The sequence below is a fragment of the Leisingera sp. M658 genome, assembly GCF_025144145.1.
Taxonomy (GTDB): domain Bacteria; phylum Pseudomonadota; class Alphaproteobacteria; order Rhodobacterales; family Rhodobacteraceae; genus Leisingera.
Genome location: NZ_CP083546.1, coordinates 492,302 through 507,912 on the forward strand (window position 1 = coordinate 492,302; position 15,611 = coordinate 507,912).

A 15,611-nucleotide genomic window follows, 5' to 3' on the forward strand; every position below is an offset into this window, starting at 1 on the left:
GTTCAGCCCTGCCGCCCTCGTCCGTTTTTGCCGGCAGCACAGGCAATTCTGCTCTCCTTAGCGGCTTCTATTCGCCGCCCAGTTCTTCTGTCTTCTTGGCAAATTGCAAGGCTTCCCACGGGGCCCGGCCCATCTGCTGTGCCGGATCAAACAGGGCTGCCGCGTCCAGATCCGGGTACGCCAGCGCCACCAGCTCCTGCAGCGGGGTTCGTGTGGACTGCGCTTCCTGGCACAGCATCTTGACCGCCGCCTGCGCATCTGGCCGCGGCATCTTTGCGGCGAGGGCAAAACTCAACGCCTCGGCGTGGATCATGCCCAGCCCGTCCGACAACGCGGATGCCATGGCCGCCGCATTCGGCGCGAGGCCGGCGCAGAGCGCCCTTCCGGTCTTTGCCGCGCTGGCTGCACCCAGTACAATCTGGGGCAGGCACATCCATTCGGTGAACCAGGCCGCCCCGTCACGCTGATGCTGCTGGATTGAAGCGCCCTGCAGGACGGAAAGCAGACCGCTGCCCTGCCGCGCCAGCGCCGCCAGAACCGAAGGCGCCACCGGGTTCTGTTTCTGCGGCATGGTTGAGGACGCGCCGGCACCACCCAGCGAAATCTCCCCGATACCGCTTTGCACCAGCGCGGTGCCGTCCTCTCCCAGCTTGCCGAATGCCAGCGTCACGCGCGCCAGCCAGTCCGCAATCCGCAGGACCGGGGTGCGGTTGGTATGCCAGCTGTGTCCGGGATCGCCCAGCCCCAGCCCATTGGCCATGGCCGCACGTACCTCATCTGCTTTCGGTCCCAATGCAGATGAGGTTCCCGCAGCGCCCGACAAGGACACCAGCAGGCAGGAGCGGCGCAAGCCAGGCAGTTCCTCCAGCAACCCCAGCAGCGGCGCACCCCAGCCCGCCGCCACCGCACCGAAGCTGGTCGGGGTGGCGTGCTGGCCGTAGGTGCGGGCGGCCATCGGCAGCTCTGCATGTGTTTTGGACAATGTGCCAAGCGTTTTTACTGCTGCGGTCAAATCCGTTTCTATCAGCGCCAGCACCTGGCGCAGCCGCAGCATCAGCGCGCTGTCCATGATGTCTTGCGAGGTGGCGCCCCAATGCACGTACTGCGCGTGCTCTGGCGCTTTCATTTCTTCCCGGAAGGCCGCGACCAGCCCTGGCACCGGTACGCCGTTCTGCCCTGTGGGCCGCTTCAAAACACCGGGATCAATGGCGATTTCCACCACGGCCCGGCTGATTGCGGCGGCGCTCTCCTGCGGGATAACCCCGGCCGCGCCCTGCGCCTTGGCCAGCGCGCCTTCTACCAGCAGCATGGCGCGCACTTCGGCACTGTCGGAGAACAGGCGGCCGGCATCGCCGCTGCCAAAGAGATCACCGTAAACCTGGCTGTCAAAGACGGAACCTGCCATCAGAAGTCCTTTGCGATGCGCCCGATCAGATCGGCGAGCCCGTCGGGGTCCGCAAAGAAGGGCGAATGGGATGTTTGCATGTCGTAGACTCGCTGCGGTGGCAGCTGCGCTGCCATTTGCGTCTGGTATTCCGGCGGGATCACCCGATCGCCTAAGCAGCGGATATAGGCCTTGGGCACGCCTTCGAACCGTTCAGACAGCTGGACCGCTGTGTCCTGCGGTGGGATCGGTTGCAAGCAGAGGTTCTTCAGAGCAAAGCGAACAGTTTCCACCGGGCAATCGTGATAGAATAGGTCCGGCGCGGTATCGGGCAGGAACTTGTAGCCTGTGCCGGCCGGGTTCTTGGCAGTTGCACCCAGCAGCGTCTGCCGGGGTCCAGCCTTGCGCATATCGATCAGGGACATGCCGCTGACAGGGATGTAGGCGCAAAGATAGATCAATCCGCGCAGGTTTTCAGGTGCTGCCTCAGCCGCGGCGGAAATGGGAAAACCGCCCCAGGAATGCCCCAGCACGAGGGTGTCCGGAGTGGAGGCTGATGCGATGGCTTCAGCCGTTTCTGCCAAAGTGACGCTTGCCGGATCCCGGCCGTCGCCATGGCCGGGCAGGGTGATCGCACGGGCGCTGTGGCCGGTCGCTTCCAGCGCCGGGATCACATCGCGCCAGCACCAGGCGCCATGGCAGGATCCATGGATCAGAAGAACCTCAGCCAATGTGCCCGGTCTCCTGCAGAAAAGCGGTCAGGCGCGCTGCGTAATCTTCAGGTTGCTCGACGCAAGGTATATGGCCGGCACGGCGGATCAGGTGGAACCGGCTGCCGGGGATCAGATCGACCGTCTCGCGCACCAAATCGGGCGGTGTGGCGCCGTCCTCCGATCCCGCGATGCCCAGGCAGGGAAGCCGCAGACCGCTGGTCGGCGTATAGAAATCAGTGCCCGCAATTGCCGCGCAGCAGCCGGCATAGCCATCGCGGGACTGTTGAACCAGCATGTTGTGCCAAAGCTGCAGTTGAGGCGACGCGCGATAGCCGCGGGAAAACCAGCGCTCCATCACGGCATCGGCCAGTGCCCCGATACCCCGCGCTTGCACCATCTGCACGCGGTTCTTCCACATCTCGGCGGTGCCGATCTTGGCCGCAGTGTTCGACAGCACCAGCGCCCGGATCTGGTCCAGCCGCTTCACTGCCAGCCCTTGTGCAATCATGCCGCCGATTGACAGCCCTACGAAAACACAATCGCGCACCTCCAGAAAATCCAGCAACCGCTCTGCATCGCGCACCAGCGCGCCCATCGAATAGGGGGCTGGCGGGCAGGACGACAGCCCGTGGCCGCGCTTGTCATAACGGATAACGCGCAGGCCCGCAGGCAGCAGGTCTACTACCGCATCCCAGACCCTGAGGTCCGTGCCCAGCGAATTGGCAAAGACGATGGGCGCGCCATCCGCGTCGCCGTCAATGCGGTAGTGAAGCTGGACATCGCCCAGGTCTGCGATCTGCATGAAATGCCTCATTGTTGTTCCGCCGCAATCTACCTGCGCCGGGGCGGTGAGGTAAACCAGCCGCCTGCCACAGGCGGTGGAATTTTCTTGAGGAAGAAAATTGGCCGGAAAAATCTGATTTTTCCGGTGCTCCTCAGCTGTGCAGCTCCATATGGGCCATGATCTGCCCATGGTCTGATGCCAGCTTGTTATAGGGCGCCTCCGGGTGGCTGCCGTCGGTCAGATGATCGTTGAAGACACTGTAGTACTGCATCTCCCCCAGCGCGCCGCTCCAGGCAGGGTCGAAATGGCGCGACATGTAGATCTGGTCGATGCTCTCATGCACGCCGCCAAAAGCGGTGGTGTAGACCACGTCACGCAAGCTCTTCTTCAGGAACATTTTCTCAGCCGATCGCAACCGCACCCGGTCGATGGCTTCGTGGATCTGCCTGTCTTCTTCTTCGCTGTAGCGGTCACCGCCGTGCCGGGCATCATGGCGCAGCATCCAGGCGTAGTTCTTGAATGGTGCCTCGCCCGAAATGATTTCACTGCTGACCGCGTGTTCGCCGTCATTGAAATCCCCCAGCACCATCACCGGGCGGCCCTGTTCCAACTCGTCCAGCACCGCACGGCGCAGCACCCAGGCTTCTCCCATCCGCCGTAATGCCGCACGCAAGGAGCCCAGGGCACGGCCCGCGGCGTCATATGCTGTCAGCACGGATTCCGGGGCGTAATCCGCCCCTTGCGGTGTGATGTATTCACCCAGCTTCGATTTCAGATGGCAGTTGAAGACGGTGATGACCAGATCGCCAACCGGCACGCGCACTTTCAGAATCGGGCGCGACAGGCGGCGCAGGGTATAGAACCCAGCGTCGTCATCTTCGCCCAGGCAAGCCATCGGAATGTCCAGCGGTTGCGCCAGCTCCTGGATCACCTCTGCGTCGCCTTCAAATCCGAACCGCGAAAGGACCGCAAGACCTGGGCGCCGCTTTCCAGGCTCGCCCGTGTCATTAACATTCGGAGCGAATGCCAGCGCAGCCTCAGCATAAGACCCATAGGCCAGCTTCTGAAAAATCGCCTTGCGGTGATAGCGCTTGGAGGGGTCGGGGATGCTGGCTGCATTCGCCTCGGCCCCGCGCCGGTCCGCTTCGGTAATCACCTGGCGCAGCGGTGCCTCTTCAAAGATCTCTTGAAACCCAACGATATCCGCATTCAGCGTCAGTAGCTGGTCGGCCATCCAATCTGCTTTCCAAGCGTATTCCTCGGGCGTGTAGCTTTGAAAACGGTAGTATTCCCGCTCCGGTCCGATCAGATTTTTGACATTGAACGAGGCGATGGTGAAACGTGTCATGAACGGCCCCCTTGGCTGCCGGACGGATTCCCGTGCGGTCAGAGTTCAAGCATAACGCGACAGCGCCTCCTGGAACAGCGCTGCATCCACATTGCCGCCAGTGGCGACTGCAATCACGGCTTCGCCGCCGATCTTGTCAGGGTGGAACAGGGCCGCCGCCAGCGATGCAGCCCCACCGGGTTCCAGAACGATTTTCAGCCGCAAAAAGGCCTGCGCCATCGCCCGCATCGCTTCCTCTTCGGTAATGACCAGGCCCGGCCCGCACAAGCGGCTGAGGATGGGAAAGGTGATCTCACCCGGCTGCGGTGTCAGGATTGCGTCGCAAATAGAACCGGACGGGCTGGGGTTCTGCCGGATTTCACCAGCGGCCAGCGAGCGGGTCACATCGTCGAACCCTTCCGGTTCCACCGGGCGCACCCGCAGGTCCGGTGCGCGCGCCTCAAGTGCCAGAGCGATCCCCGACGACAATCCGCCGCCGCCGCAGTTGACCAGAATCTCTGCCCTGGCGACGCCTTCGTCAGCGGCCTGTTCCGCAATCTCCAGCCCGCAGGTGCCCTGACCGGCAATCACCAGCGGTTCGTCATAGGGTTTTATCAGCGTCAGCCCGCGCTCCCCAGCTTGCCGGGCGCCAACGGCTTCGCGGCTTTCCCCGCCGGCGCGGTCGTACAAAACAACCTCGGCGCCCAGATCACGGGTGTTCTGGATCTTCAGCCGAGGCGCATCGGCGGGCATCACGATAACAGCAGGCGTTTTGTGCGCTTTGGCTGCTGCGGCCACGCCTTGCGCATGATTGCCGCTGGAATAGGCAAGCACACCCCGTGCGCGGGCCTCTTCCGGCAGCGCCGAGACCGCCGACCAGCCGCCACGGAACTTGAAGGATCCGGTGTGCTGCAGGCATTCGGCCTTCACAAACAGACGCCGTCCGGAGATTTCGTCCAAGAAGGGCGAAGACAGCAGTGGAGTGACGCGGGCATGGCCTTTCAGCCGCGCTGCCGCAGCTTCGATCATGGCGATTGAGGTCATTTGATCTGGTCCAATAGGGAATGGATGAGGGCAAGCGCCTCTGGCTCGTCCAGAAAGGGCACATGGCCGCGGTTTGGAACTTCCACGGCTTGCAGCGCGGGCAGGCGATGCTGCATTTCCGCATAGGTTCCGGCGCTCAAAATGTCCGAATTTGCGCCGCGGATGATCCCGCAGGGCAGGCCGTCCAGGGTCATAAAAAGAGGCCAGAGATCCGGGGGAGGCCCCGCCTCCGCTTGCGCCAGCAGCGCGTCCCGCAGGCGCGGATCATAACGCAGGCTGAGCCCGCCGGCGCCTTCGTCATAGAATGCTTCGGCCTCCTCGCGCCAGCGTGCAGCCGGGACACCGGGAAAGGCCGGCGCCATCAGTGCAGCAAGCGCTTCTGCAGCCTGTGCATGTGTCTTTGCAGCCGGGCGCCGGCCAACGTAGTCCATGATCCGGGCAATGCCATCTGCAGGGATCTCTGGGCCGACATCATTCAGGATCACCGCTGCAAGCCGGTCTTTGGCGATGGCGGCCAGTGTCATCGCCACCAATCCGCCGCGCGAGGTGCCCAGAATGGCAGCGCGGCCCAATTCCAAATGATCCAGCAGCTCCAGCACATCCTGCGCCTCGCGCAGAACATTGTAGGTCATAAAGTCCGGATCATGATCCGACTGCCCCCGTCCGCGGGCGTCCAGGGTGATCATCCGGCAGCCTGAGGCATGAGGCGCAAAATAGCGAAAATCGCGGCTGTCCCGGGTCAGGCCCGCCAAGCACAGCAGCGGCACACCCTCTCCGGCATCGGAGTAATGCAGCTGCAACCCGTCTGAGGTTTCAAAAAACGGCATGTGTGAACGATTATCCCTTGGCCAGATCGGGAATTGTGGTGAGGTTCGGCAGGATATGCGCCGGCTTCCAGGGCAGCCTGTCAACAGGCTCGCCCGCCCGGTTGACCCAGGCGGTGACAAACCCGTAGCCCGATGCCCCCGCCGCGTCCCAGCCGTTGGAGGAGACAAACAGCACCTCCTCGCGGGCGCAATTGAACCGGGCGCCAACCAGATCGTAGACGCGGGCGTCGGGCTTGAAGATGCCGACGCTCTCCACCGACAGCACATCATCCAGCACATCGCCCAGCCCCGCGGATTGCACCGCGCCGTCCAGCATGGCAGGGGATCCATTGGACAGGATTGCGGTGTTCATGCCGGCGGACTTCAGCGTGTTCAGCATTGCGGGCACTTCCGGATAGGCCTGCAGCTGCCAGTAAAGATCCAGCAGCCGCTGGCGCAACGCGGCATCTGCTGCCAGCCCGGCCGCCTCCATCGCCCAATCAAGGCCGTCCTGCGTTACATCCCAGAAATCGGCATGGGCATTGGTGATCGCCCGCAGCCAGGTGTATTGCAGCTGCTTCAGCCGCCAGTTGCTGGCCAGCTCTGCCCAGCTGTCCTGCAGATGCGGAAATTCCGGCTCGCTGGCGGCCTGCCGCGCCGCAGCGGCCACATCGAACAAGGTGCCGTAGGCGTCGAAGATACAAGTTGTAATTGGCATGGGGCGCTCCCTTTGCCGGAGCGTTGCACGAAGCCCCGGGCGGGCAAAGCGGGAAATTGTATCCATACGGGTTTACATCACATTCGCGGACGCTAGGCTGCGCCCCTTTATCAACCCGCAACCGATTGGAGGTCATATGACCGGGGTAAAGAACGGCGACACCGTGCGCATCCATTACACAGGCAAGCTGACGGATGGCACCGTTTTCGACAGTTCCGAGGGCCGTGATCCGCTGGAATTCACCGTCGGTGCGGGGCATGTGATCGCGGGCATGGATGCAGGGCTTGAAGGCATGTCCGTGGGAGAGAGCAAGACGCTGGATATCCCCTGCGCCGAAGGATACGGCCCGATCAATCCCGCCGCGCGCCAGGAGATCCCCCGCGAGGGCATCCCCGAGGATATCCCGCTGGAACTGGGTACTCAGCTGCAGATGCAAAGCCCGGACGGCCAAGTGCTGCCGGTGACCGTGGTCGAGGTCGGCGACGAGACAGTCACCCTGGATGCCAACCATTTCCTGGCGGGCAAAGATCTGGTTTTCGATATCGCGCTGGTCTCGGTATCCTGATGTTCGGTCTGCGGGCAGGCGGCACTCCCGCGCCCGCAGGTCTTCCGGCTGTGCCGGAAAACGCTTGGCGGCCTTGGGCGTGGCACTGCGCCAGGCGCAGTGCCACGCCCAACGGAAGCGGGCTTTGCCAAAAGCCCGGCGACGGGCGGGAGTGCGCCGGATAAGAGGCAGGCGAACGCACTGCAAAGCTTCGGCGTCCTGAAACCACTGCTGGATAAGAAAAAAGGCGCCTCCAGGGGCGCCTTTCCAGATGTCAGCGGTTTCTACCTGCTTACAGATAATCCTGCTGCGGCATTCCCAGCACGTGGAAACCGCCATCGACCCGGATGATTTCACCGGTCGTGCAAGAGCCTGCATCAGACGCAAGGTATACTGCGGTGCCGCCGACCGCCTCCAGCGTGGCGTTGTCGCGCATTGGCGCATTCTGGGCTGTATGCTTGAAGGTCTTGCGCGCGCCGCCTATGGCAGCACCGGCCAGTGTCTTCATCGGGCCGGGCGAAATTGCATTCACCCGGATGCCCTCGGGGCCCAGGTCGTTGGCCAAGTAGCGGGTCGCGGATTCCAGCGCTGCCTTAGCCACGCCCATTACATTGTAGTTCGGCACCACCTGGTTTGATCCCTGATAGGTCAGCGTCAGCAGGGTGCCGCCGTTTTCCTTCATCAGCGGATGCGCACGGCGTGCCACTTCGATGAAGGAATAGGCAGAGATATCCAGCGAGTTCTTAAAATTCGCCCGGCTGGTGTCCAAGAACCGTCCGGTCAGCTCGGATTTGTCCGAATAGGCAATTGCATGGACCACGAAATCAATCGACGGCCAGCGGCTGCCAAGCTGTTCGAACGCCGTATCAAGCGAGGCGTCGTCGGTCACATCCACGTCGACCATAAAGTCCGAGCCGACGCTCTGTGCCAGCGGCTCCAGCCGCTTGCCAAAGGCTTCGCCCTGATAGGTGAAGGCCAGCTCGGCACCGGCTTCGGCCATGGCCTTGGCAATGCCCCAGGCGATGGAGCGGTCATTGGCAACGCCCATAATCAGGCCGCGTTTGCCGGTCAGCAGTCCCGCCATCGTCACTTATCCCTTGTATTTGCTCAGAACCATCGAGCCATTGGTGCCGCCAAAGCCGAAGCTGTTGGTCATCACCGAATCGAGGCCGGCGTTTTCCACCAGTGCGGTGGCAATCTCGCCCGGCTGAATGCCTTCGGCGAGGGTATCAACATTGATCGACGGCGTGATGAAATCATTGTCCAGCATCAGCAGGCAGAAGATCGCCTCTAGCGCGCCGGCAGCGCCCTGGGCGTGGCCGGTCATCGACTTGGTCGAGGAAATCGGCGGCACCTCGCCTTCGCCGAATACACGGCGCGCGGCCTCGACTTCGCCGACGTCGCCGACCGGGGTCGAGGTGCCATGTGCGTTGATATAGTCCACCTTGCGGCCTTCAGGCAGGGTCGACAGCGCCAGCCGCATTGCCCGCTCGCCGCCTTCACCAGAGGGCGCCACCATGTCGTGGCCGTCGGAGGTGGCGGCAAAGCCGGTCACTTCGGCGTAAATTCTGGCACCGCGGGCCAGCGCGTGGTCGAGGTCTTCCAGCACAACAATGCCGCCGCCGCCGGAGATCACGAACCCGTCGCGGTCCTGGTCAAAGGCCCGGCTGGCCGCGGTGGGGTCGTCGTTCTTCTTCGAAGACATTGCGCCCATAGCGTCGAACAAGCAGCTAAGGGTCCAGTCCAGCTCCTCGCCGCCGCCGGCAAACATCACGTCCTGTTTGCCCATCATGATCTGTTCAGCCGCGTTGCCGATGCAATGCAGCGAGGTCGAGCAGGCCGAGGTGATCGAATAGTTGACGCCCTTGATCTTGAACGCCGTCGCCAGGTTGGCGGAAATGGTCGAGGACATGCACTTTGGCACGGCAAAAGGGCCGATGCGTTTGGTGGCGCCTGTTTTGGCGACCACCTGGTGCGCTGCCAGCATGGCCGAGGTCGACGGGCCGCCGGAGCCTGCCACCAGGCCGGTGCGCTCATTCACAACCTGATCTTCCGAGAGACCTGCATCAGCAATTGCCTGGCTCATCGCGATATGGGCGTAAGCCGCACCTGGCCCCATGAACCGCAGGGTGCGCTTGTCCACATGCTGGGCAGTGTCGATTTTCAGCGTGCCGGCCACCTGGCTGCGAAAGCCGTGCTCAGCCATTTCGGGGCTGGCTTCGATGCCGGATTTACCGGCTTTCAGCGCGGCGGTGACCTCTTCAGCATTGTTCCCGATGGAGGAGACAATCCCCAAACCGGTGACGACGACGCGACGCATAGGCGTACTCCTTGGATTCGATCAAACGGATAGAGGTCAGCTTTCGTCTGCCAGCCCGACCTTCATGTCCTTGACTTGATAGATTTCTTCACCATCCGCCAGTACACGGCCATTGGCAACGCCAAGCTTAAGCTTGCGGTCAATGACACGGGTGAAATCCACGAAATAGGTGAGCATTTTACGGTCGGGTTTGACCATGCCTTTCAGCTTGACCTCGCCGACGCCCATGGCCATGCCCTTGCCGGTCATGCCGCGCCAGCCCAGATTAAAGCCGGTCAGCTGCCACAGCCCGTCCAGGCCCAGGCAGCCGGGCATGATCGGGTTGCCTGGGAAATGGCAGTCGAAGAACCACAGGTCCGGGGTGATGTCGAATTCCGCAACAACATGGCCTTTGCCGAACTCGCCGCCATCCGCACTGATGTCTGTAATGCGGTCCATCATCAGCATCGGCGGTGCCGGCAGCTGGGCGTTGCCCGGCCCAAACAGCTCGCCCCGCGCGCATTTCAGCAATTCGTCCTTGTCAAAGCTGCTCGGGTAATCGGCCATTCGGGCGTATCTCCTGCCTAGGGTCTGGTCTATAAGTATATCTGGCTTCGTGTAACACCCGGCCAAAGGGTCCTGCAAGGGGACCCCGCGTCACTTCCTGCGCTGAATGTGCCACACGCACACAAGAAACACCTGCCTAGCTGCGAATGAATTTCATTTGAAAAACCCTGGGTGTTGCACCTATATATACGGTCAGCAACGCGATGCAGGATCTGCTCATGACGCCAAACAGCGAAGACACAGCCACCCGCTGGCTGACAGAGGCCGGGCTAAGACCCACCCGGCAGCGGGTGGCGCTTGCCGAATTGCTGGTCGGCGACGGCAAACACCGCCATATCACCGCCGAAAGCCTGTTCGAGTCGGCCAAGAAGAAAGGCGCCGCCGTATCGCTGGCCACCGTCTATAATACTCTGCGCGCCTTTTGCGACGCCGGCGTGCTGCAAGAGATCCCGCTGGACGGCTCCAAAAGCTATTTCGACACCAACACCCACGATCATCCGCATTTCTTCTGGGAGGATGAAGGCCGCGTCAGCGACGCGCCCGCACAGGAACTGGTGATTCACAAACTGCCGGAAGCCCCCGAGGGGATGGAGATCGCCTCAGTCGATGTGGTGATCCGCCTGCGCAAGGTCTGACCTGCCGGCACTGAGCTCTGACCTGCGGGCACTGAGCACTGTGCGCAGAATGTCACGCGCCTTAAAGGCCGGCGAAGCGTCCGGCAATTGCCTATGCGCCGCCAGAATCACCGGCTCCTCTGCGGCTTGGTCTGTGATCCGAACAGCGCACAATGGCTTGCCATCATAACTCATCCCGCCGGGCGGCAGGCTGTAGCTGATGCCGACACCTTCGCCATTGGCGGCCAGGCTGCGCAGCAATTCCAGCGAATCCGCCCGGTGGGCAATCCGCGGCACCAGTCCCTGCGACTTGAACAGTCCCAGCATGTGCTGCACAGATAAGCCTTCCTGTGACAGCACCAGCGGATGCAGCACCACCTCTGCCAGGGTAAGGCCGCTGCGCGTTGCCAGCGGATGTTCAGGCGGCACCAGCGCGTGGGGTGAAAACCGGTCCAGTTCCGCCCGGCTGAACCCGGCATCCAAACCCAGGTCATAGGTGATAGCCAGATCCGCTTCGCCTTCGGTCAGCGCATGGATCAAAGGGTCGAACCCGCAGGCACGGTGGCGGACATCCACCTCTGGCAGCGCTTGGCGCAGGGCCTTCAGCGCCGGTGCCAGCAGGAACGGCGCAAGGTCCGAGAAACAGGCCAGCATTAGCCCTCTTTGCCCGGCACCTGAGCCTTTCGGGTCTTCCAGCCGCCGGGCATGATCCAGCAGTTCCTGCGCATGTGCCGCGAAATCCCGGCCCTGCGGTGTCAATGCCAGCGCCGCCCCGCGGCGGCGCAGGAACAGAGAATAACCAAGGTGGTCTTCGATCCGGCTGAGGGCTGCAGACAGGGCAGGCTGGCTTACATGCACCGCCTCGGCCGCTGCGGACAGGCTGCCATGCTGCACCACGGCGCAGATGTATTCATAATGGCGCAACGTAAGGTATAACATGAAGTTAAGTGTATAATAGAAAGATATGATTTGAAACTAAGCCCTTTGACCGGCAGGAATGACGCATCAGAATTGCATCATTCAGCAGCGGAGGCCGCTATGGTCCACCCCCTTATCACCCCTGAACACATCGAACAGTTTCAGCGCGACGGCGTTGTCCTTATCCGCGGGTTGTTTGCCGAACAGGTTGAGCTGCTGCGCGCCGGGGTGGCCGCCAATATGGAAAACCCGGGTCCATATGCGTCGAATAACGAAAAGGCCGGCCAGACCGGACGCTTCTTTGACGACTACTGCAACTGGACCCGGATCCCCGAATTCCAGCAGGCGATCAAGCAATCCCCGGCTGCAGAAGTCGCCGCTGACCTGATGAAATCCACTTCGGTGCAAATGTTCCACGATCATGTTCTGGTCAAGGAACCGGGCACATCAATGCCGACCCCGTGGCATCAGGACGGGCCATACTATTTTGTCGAGGGGCAGCAGACCATCAGTTTCTGGTCGCCGCTGGATGAGGTGAAGGAAGCCGCATTGCGCTGTGTGGCAGGCTCCCACAAATGGGAAAAGGAAGTGCTGCCGACCCGTTGGGTCTCTGAGGAGGATTTCTTTGCGGACGAAGGGCAGTATATGGCTGTTCCTGATCCTGATGCCGAAGGTATGACCGTGGTGGAATACTCGATGCAGCCGGGTGATGCGATCGCCTTTAACTATAAGACGCTGCACGGATCCCGTGGCAACACCTCAACTGCGCGCCGCCGTGCGTTTTCGCTGCGGCTGGTGGGCGATGATACACGCTACGTCGAGCGCCCCGGCCCCACATCGCCGCCATTCCCGGGGCATGGAATGCAGCCCGGCCAGCGGCTGCGCGAGGATTGGTTTCCGGTCCTGCTGCAGCGGTAGCAGGGGAGGGGGCTTTGCCCCCTCAGGCCAGGCGGCCTTCACCCCCAGGGTACTTTAACCAGAAAGAAGCAGAAGCGGGCAGCCTTGGCCGCGCGCTTATTTTTTCAGATCACGGCGGATGCCCATGTTTTCGGCGTTGGAAAACGAACAGGTTTTGCAGATGCCGAACTGTTTGAGAAAACCGCGCTTGCGGGCGCGGGCGGCCTTATCCGAACGGTAGGCGGCAAGGAAGCCGTCCTGCTCGACATTGGGCAGCTGGATCACCTGGTCATAGTCGATACAGCACAGGCCCAGATCGCCGTTCCAGAACACCACCGACTGAAACAGCGGCACCGTGCACATCGCATGGCTGGTGTGGCGCGGGTGGCGGCGCAGCTCTTTCTGACGCGGCAGGAAATGCGCAAATTCGCGTTTCTGATCGTCAGAGGTGTAGGAGCCGATCGAGAATGTCTTGAACCGCACCCGGTCAAAACCGGCGTTGCGCGCCCAGGCTTCCATTTCGTCCATCTGCGGTTCGGAATAGCTGGTCAGCAGTGTCTGCAGCACTGTGACCGGGGTCTTGAAGCCCAGGTCCTTTTTGATGTTCAGGAATTCTTCAATGCTGGCCTTGACCTTATCGAAGTCGGAATTGACCCGGTAAGTTTCCTGCGCCTGCTTTGAAAAGCCGTCCATGCACAGATTTACGCGGGCAAGTCCCGAGCGGATCAGCCGTTCGCTCATGTCCGGAGTGAGGCGGGTGGCATTGGTCGACAGATAGGTGTCATGGCCGTTTTCATGGGCGTAGGCGATGAAATCGGGCAGGTCTTTGTGCAGGGTCGGCTCACCCGAGAAGCTGAAATAGATCGCGGGCTTTTCCCGCTGGTCCTTGAAATCGTCGATGATCTTGCGGAACACGTTCGGCTTCATCATGCCGCGTTTGCGCTGCATGGCAAAGGTGACCGGGCACACCGGGCAGCGCAGGTTGCAGCTGTTGGTGGCGTCGATGATGATGATCTTTGGCGGCCGCCGGAAATACGCCAGCGGCAGCAGCCGGGCCAGCATATGCAGAGCCCGTTCATGCAGTGCCGGCGGTTTGGCGGGCAGGTCCGGCTGCGCTGTTTCCGGCTTCAGGTCCGGAACGGGGGCTAGATCTTTCATGCGTTGGCCTCAATATGCTGCGTACGGGATCCACCTTAAGGGCCGGGAGAGGCGAGGCAAGCCTTTGCGGGGTCACATTGCGTGAGCATTATGTGAGCGGCCAAACAGCAAAGCTGCAACTGGCCTGTTCGGAGAAGAAGCCCGCAGACAGCCAGTAAAAGCTGCATTGTGTGTGGAAACGGAAATTCAAAACAGCGGTCACCGCCGGGTTTGGGCGGAATCGCTGCCTTCAATTGGTGTCAGCTGTGCGCCGCAAAGGGCAGCAATATGCTGAATGCCAAGCGACGACTGGCGGCTGCAGGCCCGGCAATGTGGCCATACCCCGGCAGAAGAGGCATCTGCGACCCGATCCAAGACAGCGTCCGGGAGCCGATCCCAGGGCCTGCCACGGACATCGTCCAGCCGCATCAGCGAAACAAGAAAAACGCGGCAGGCGCCTGCCACGAGGGTCTGCGCGCCGAAGGAAGGACAATGCCGCGCACAGCCCCCTGCCTGCGGCTGAATACGCTGATGCAGGATCCGGGCCCGGAAAGGCATCGGAGCCTGCGCCGGAACTTGCGGATTGATCTTGAGCCTCGGGATCTGGGCCTCCGGCGGGGTTGGCTGGAGCGGCAGCCTTCCGGCGGTTACTTCGAGAAACTCATAGGCAGGTTGAAGCTGATTTGATTGATCTGCAGCTTTTTCGGCGCCGATGGGAACTTGCCGGCCCGGGCGACGGCCTGCAGGGCCGCCTGATCAAAGGCTGCGACGCCCGATGACCTGGCAATCCGGTGGCTCAGCAGCTGGCCCGACCGGGAGACGGTAAGGCGCACCACAACCTGGCCTTTGCCGCTGGCGCCGGCGGGGTAGCGTTTGCGCCGTTCCACACGGGCGCGGATCTTGGCGCCCCAGATACTGCGCAGCTTGGCCCGCCGTCCGGACTCTGCTGTTGCCGCCTGTGCCCCGCCTGATTGCCCGGCCTGAGCGCCGCCGCCCGATCCGGCGGACCGCTGTTCGGCCTGGCCGGCCGAGGCCTGTTCGGATTTACGGGCCTGCTGCGGTTGCGGCTTGGGCGCGGGTTTTTGCTGCGGTTCCGGCTTTGGCTCTGGTTTCTGCGGCTTTGGCGGTGACGGTGGCGCAGTGTCGATTTGCAGATTATCCGCCCTTGCCGGCGCGGGTATTGCAATCTGTGCTGCGGCCCGCGGCGCCTGGTCAAGTGCCAGTTGCGGCAGGGAAGGGACGTTGGCCGGCGGCAACGGGTCAACAGTTTGGGCCGCGATCTGCGGGGAAGTCTGCGGCGGCTTCTCCCAGGCCTCGGCCATTTCCGCTACAGCTTCAGGCGCCGCCTGGATTGACACCATCGCCGTGCCGCCCGCGCCGTTGGATTGCGCACCGGAACCAGGCACGCGGGCAAACAGCGCCACATGGATCAACACGGCAATGCCTGCAAAAACGGTGAATTCAGCGGCACGTTTCATGGCTGGCGGACCACCAGTTCGGCCTGGCTGAAGCCTGCTGCCGCCAGCTGGCGCAGGAGGCGGGCCAGGGCTTTTGCCTCCAGCCGGGCGTCGGCGCGCAATTGCAGAACCGGGGTGCCGCCGCTGACCGCAGCCAGCCGCGTGAGGGCTTCGCCGCCTTCGGCCCCATCGAAATGCATCCGGCCTTCGGCATTGATGTACAGCACAGGCCCGGCTCCGGGGTCTGCCTCAATTGCTGCGTCCGGCGGCGCTACCTCAAACGGGTCAGGTTGCGCCAGGCGGGAGGTCATCAGGAAAAAGATCAGCAGCAGGAACACCACATTGATCATCGGTACGATGGATTCAGTCCGCGGACGGCGGGGCGCCTCTGTCAGGTCCATG

General features: G+C 62.4%; 17 protein-coding genes. 3 read left to right on the top strand and 14 right to left on the bottom strand.

Annotation, left to right across the window (positions count from 1 at the left end):
• Positions 1-67 precede the first annotated feature (67 nt).
• The 7 genes from K3724_RS02520 to K3724_RS02550 all read right to left on the bottom strand — a co-directional run bounded on the left by K3724_RS02520 (position 68) and on the right by K3724_RS02550 (position 6,776).
• Entirely contained in the window at positions 68-1,405 is a 1,338-nt protein-coding gene (locus tag K3724_RS02520) for an adenylosuccinate lyase family protein (protein ID WP_259989777.1), read from the bottom strand.
• Complete coding sequence (locus K3724_RS02525) at positions 1,405-2,115, bottom strand: alpha/beta fold hydrolase (protein ID WP_259989779.1); 711 nt, start codon at positions 2,113-2,115, stop codon at positions 1,405-1,407. The genes K3724_RS02520 and K3724_RS02525 overlap by 1 nt, the downstream gene beginning before the upstream one ends.
• Entirely contained in the window at positions 2,108-2,899 is a 792-nt protein-coding gene (gene pcaD / locus K3724_RS02530; RefSeq protein ID WP_259989781.1) for a 3-oxoadipate enol-lactonase, read from the bottom strand. The genes K3724_RS02525 and pcaD overlap by 8 nt, the downstream gene beginning before the upstream one ends.
• A 133-nt stretch (positions 2,900-3,032) precedes the next feature.
• A complete protein-coding gene (locus tag K3724_RS02535; RefSeq protein WP_259989783.1) occupies positions 3,033-4,229 on the bottom strand; it encodes an endonuclease/exonuclease/phosphatase family protein in 1,197 nt (398 codons plus the stop codon).
• A gap of 45 nt (positions 4,230-4,274) precedes the next feature.
• Positions 4,275-5,252: a threonine/serine dehydratase gene (locus tag K3724_RS02540; RefSeq protein WP_259989785.1), complete on the bottom strand. Its 978-nt coding sequence runs from the start codon at positions 5,250-5,252 to the stop codon at positions 4,275-4,277.
• Positions 5,249-6,079: an alpha/beta fold hydrolase gene (locus K3724_RS02545; protein WP_259989787.1), complete on the bottom strand. Its 831-nt coding sequence runs from the start codon at positions 6,077-6,079 to the stop codon at positions 5,249-5,251. The genes K3724_RS02540 and K3724_RS02545 overlap by 4 nt, the downstream gene beginning before the upstream one ends.
• 10 nt (positions 6,080-6,089) lie before the next feature.
• Positions 6,090-6,776, bottom strand: a complete 687-nt coding sequence (locus K3724_RS02550; protein WP_259989789.1) for a haloacid dehalogenase type II — start codon at positions 6,774-6,776, stop codon at positions 6,090-6,092.
• A 136-nt stretch (positions 6,777-6,912) separates the two neighbouring features.
• Between K3724_RS02550 and K3724_RS02555 the strand changes: the two genes are divergently transcribed.
• Positions 6,913-7,341 (top strand): peptidylprolyl isomerase, encoded by a 429-nt coding sequence (locus K3724_RS02555; RefSeq protein WP_259989791.1) that lies wholly within the window; start codon positions 6,913-6,915, stop codon positions 7,339-7,341.
• A 271-nt stretch (positions 7,342-7,612) separates the two neighbouring features.
• Here the strand turns inward: K3724_RS02555 and K3724_RS02560 are convergent, their stop codons facing one another.
• The 3 genes from K3724_RS02560 to fabA are packed head-to-tail and all read right to left on the bottom strand — an operon-like array spanning position 7,613 to position 10,186.
• Positions 7,613-8,404: an enoyl-ACP reductase gene (locus tag K3724_RS02560; protein ID WP_259989793.1), complete on the bottom strand. Its 792-nt coding sequence runs from the start codon at positions 8,402-8,404 to the stop codon at positions 7,613-7,615.
• A 6-nt stretch (positions 8,405-8,410) separates the two neighbouring features.
• Positions 8,411-9,640 (bottom strand): beta-ketoacyl-ACP synthase I, encoded by a 1,230-nt coding sequence (gene fabB, locus K3724_RS02565; protein ID WP_259989795.1) that lies wholly within the window; start codon positions 9,638-9,640, stop codon positions 8,411-8,413.
• Between the two features lie 36 nt (positions 9,641-9,676).
• The gene (gene fabA / locus K3724_RS02570) at positions 9,677-10,186 is read right to left on the bottom strand and encodes a bifunctional 3-hydroxydecanoyl-ACP dehydratase/trans-2-decenoyl-ACP isomerase (protein ID WP_129371999.1); all 510 of its coding nucleotides are present in this window, start codon (positions 10,184-10,186) and stop codon (positions 9,677-9,679) included.
• Between the two features lie 218 nt (positions 10,187-10,404).
• Here fabA and irrA point away from each other — a divergent pair, with 218 nt between their 5' ends.
• Complete coding sequence (gene irrA / locus K3724_RS02575) at positions 10,405-10,821, top strand: iron response transcriptional regulator IrrA (RefSeq protein ID WP_027257565.1); 417 nt, start codon at positions 10,405-10,407, stop codon at positions 10,819-10,821.
• Here irrA and K3724_RS02580 read toward each other — a convergent pair.
• Entirely contained in the window at positions 10,786-11,739 is a 954-nt protein-coding gene (locus tag K3724_RS02580; protein ID WP_259989797.1) for a LysR family transcriptional regulator, read from the bottom strand. The two genes, irrA and K3724_RS02580, sit on opposite strands and share 36 nt — an antisense overlap.
• Positions 11,740-11,838: 99 nt before the next feature.
• On the opposite strand from K3724_RS02580, the gene K3724_RS02585 reads away from it, so the two are divergent.
• Complete coding sequence (locus tag K3724_RS02585) at positions 11,839-12,636, top strand: phytanoyl-CoA dioxygenase family protein (protein WP_259989799.1); 798 nt, start codon at positions 11,839-11,841, stop codon at positions 12,634-12,636.
• A 96-nt stretch (positions 12,637-12,732) separates the two neighbouring features.
• On the opposite strand, the gene K3724_RS02590 is transcribed toward K3724_RS02585, so the two are convergent.
• The 3 genes from K3724_RS02590 to K3724_RS02600 form a co-directional block, all read right to left on the bottom strand.
• Positions 12,733-13,773 (bottom strand): radical SAM/SPASM domain-containing protein, encoded by a 1,041-nt coding sequence (locus K3724_RS02590; RefSeq protein WP_259989801.1) that lies wholly within the window; start codon positions 13,771-13,773, stop codon positions 12,733-12,735.
• A 626-nt stretch (positions 13,774-14,399) separates the two neighbouring features.
• Positions 14,400-15,230: an energy transducer TonB gene (locus tag K3724_RS02595; RefSeq protein ID WP_259989803.1), complete on the bottom strand. Its 831-nt coding sequence runs from the start codon at positions 15,228-15,230 to the stop codon at positions 14,400-14,402.
• Positions 15,227-15,610 carry a biopolymer transporter ExbD gene (locus K3724_RS02600; protein ID WP_259989805.1) on the bottom strand — a complete coding sequence of 128 codons (384 nt, stop codon included), beginning with the start codon at positions 15,608-15,610 and terminating at the stop codon, positions 15,227-15,229. The genes K3724_RS02595 and K3724_RS02600 overlap by 4 nt, the downstream gene beginning before the upstream one ends.
• Between the last annotated feature and the right edge of the window lies 1 nt (position 15,611).

Coding starts and splice junctions, on each gene's coding strand:
- irrA (WP_027257565.1), top strand. CDS start 10,405: ATGACGCCAAACAGCGAAGACACAGCCACCCGCTGGCTGACAGAGGCC.
- K3724_RS02595 (WP_259989803.1), bottom strand. CDS start 15,230: ATGAAACGTGCCGCTGAATTCACCGTTTTTGCAGGCATTGCCGTGTTG.
- K3724_RS02555 (WP_259989791.1), top strand. CDS start 6,913: ATGACCGGGGTAAAGAACGGCGACACCGTGCGCATCCATTACACAGGC.
- K3724_RS02535 (WP_259989783.1), bottom strand. CDS start 4,229: ATGACACGTTTCACCATCGCCTCGTTCAATGTCAAAAATCTGATCGGA.
- K3724_RS02600 (WP_259989805.1), bottom strand. CDS start 15,610: ATGGACCTGACAGAGGCGCCCCGCCGTCCGCGGACTGAATCCATCGTA.
- K3724_RS02520 (WP_259989777.1), bottom strand. CDS start 1,405: ATGGCAGGTTCCGTCTTTGACAGCCAGGTTTACGGTGATCTCTTTGGC.
- fabA (WP_129371999.1), bottom strand. CDS start 10,186: ATGGCCGATTACCCGAGCAGCTTTGACAAGGACGAATTGCTGAAATGC.
- K3724_RS02585 (WP_259989799.1), top strand. CDS start 11,839: ATGGTCCACCCCCTTATCACCCCTGAACACATCGAACAGTTTCAGCGC.
- K3724_RS02580 (WP_259989797.1), bottom strand. CDS start 11,739: ATGTTATACCTTACGTTGCGCCATTATGAATACATCTGCGCCGTGGTG.
- fabB (WP_259989795.1), bottom strand. CDS start 9,640: ATGCGTCGCGTCGTCGTCACCGGTTTGGGGATTGTCTCCTCCATCGGG.
- K3724_RS02545 (WP_259989787.1), bottom strand. CDS start 6,079: ATGCCGTTTTTTGAAACCTCAGACGGGTTGCAGCTGCATTACTCCGAT.
- K3724_RS02560 (WP_259989793.1), bottom strand. CDS start 8,404: ATGGCGGGACTGCTGACCGGCAAACGCGGCCTGATTATGGGCGTTGCC.
- K3724_RS02540 (WP_259989785.1), bottom strand. CDS start 5,252: ATGACCTCAATCGCCATGATCGAAGCTGCGGCAGCGCGGCTGAAAGGC.
- K3724_RS02550 (WP_259989789.1), bottom strand. CDS start 6,776: ATGCCAATTACAACTTGTATCTTCGACGCCTACGGCACCTTGTTCGAT.
- pcaD (WP_259989781.1), bottom strand. CDS start 2,899: ATGCAGATCGCAGACCTGGGCGATGTCCAGCTTCACTACCGCATTGAC.
- K3724_RS02590 (WP_259989801.1), bottom strand. CDS start 13,773: ATGAAAGATCTAGCCCCCGTTCCGGACCTGAAGCCGGAAACAGCGCAG.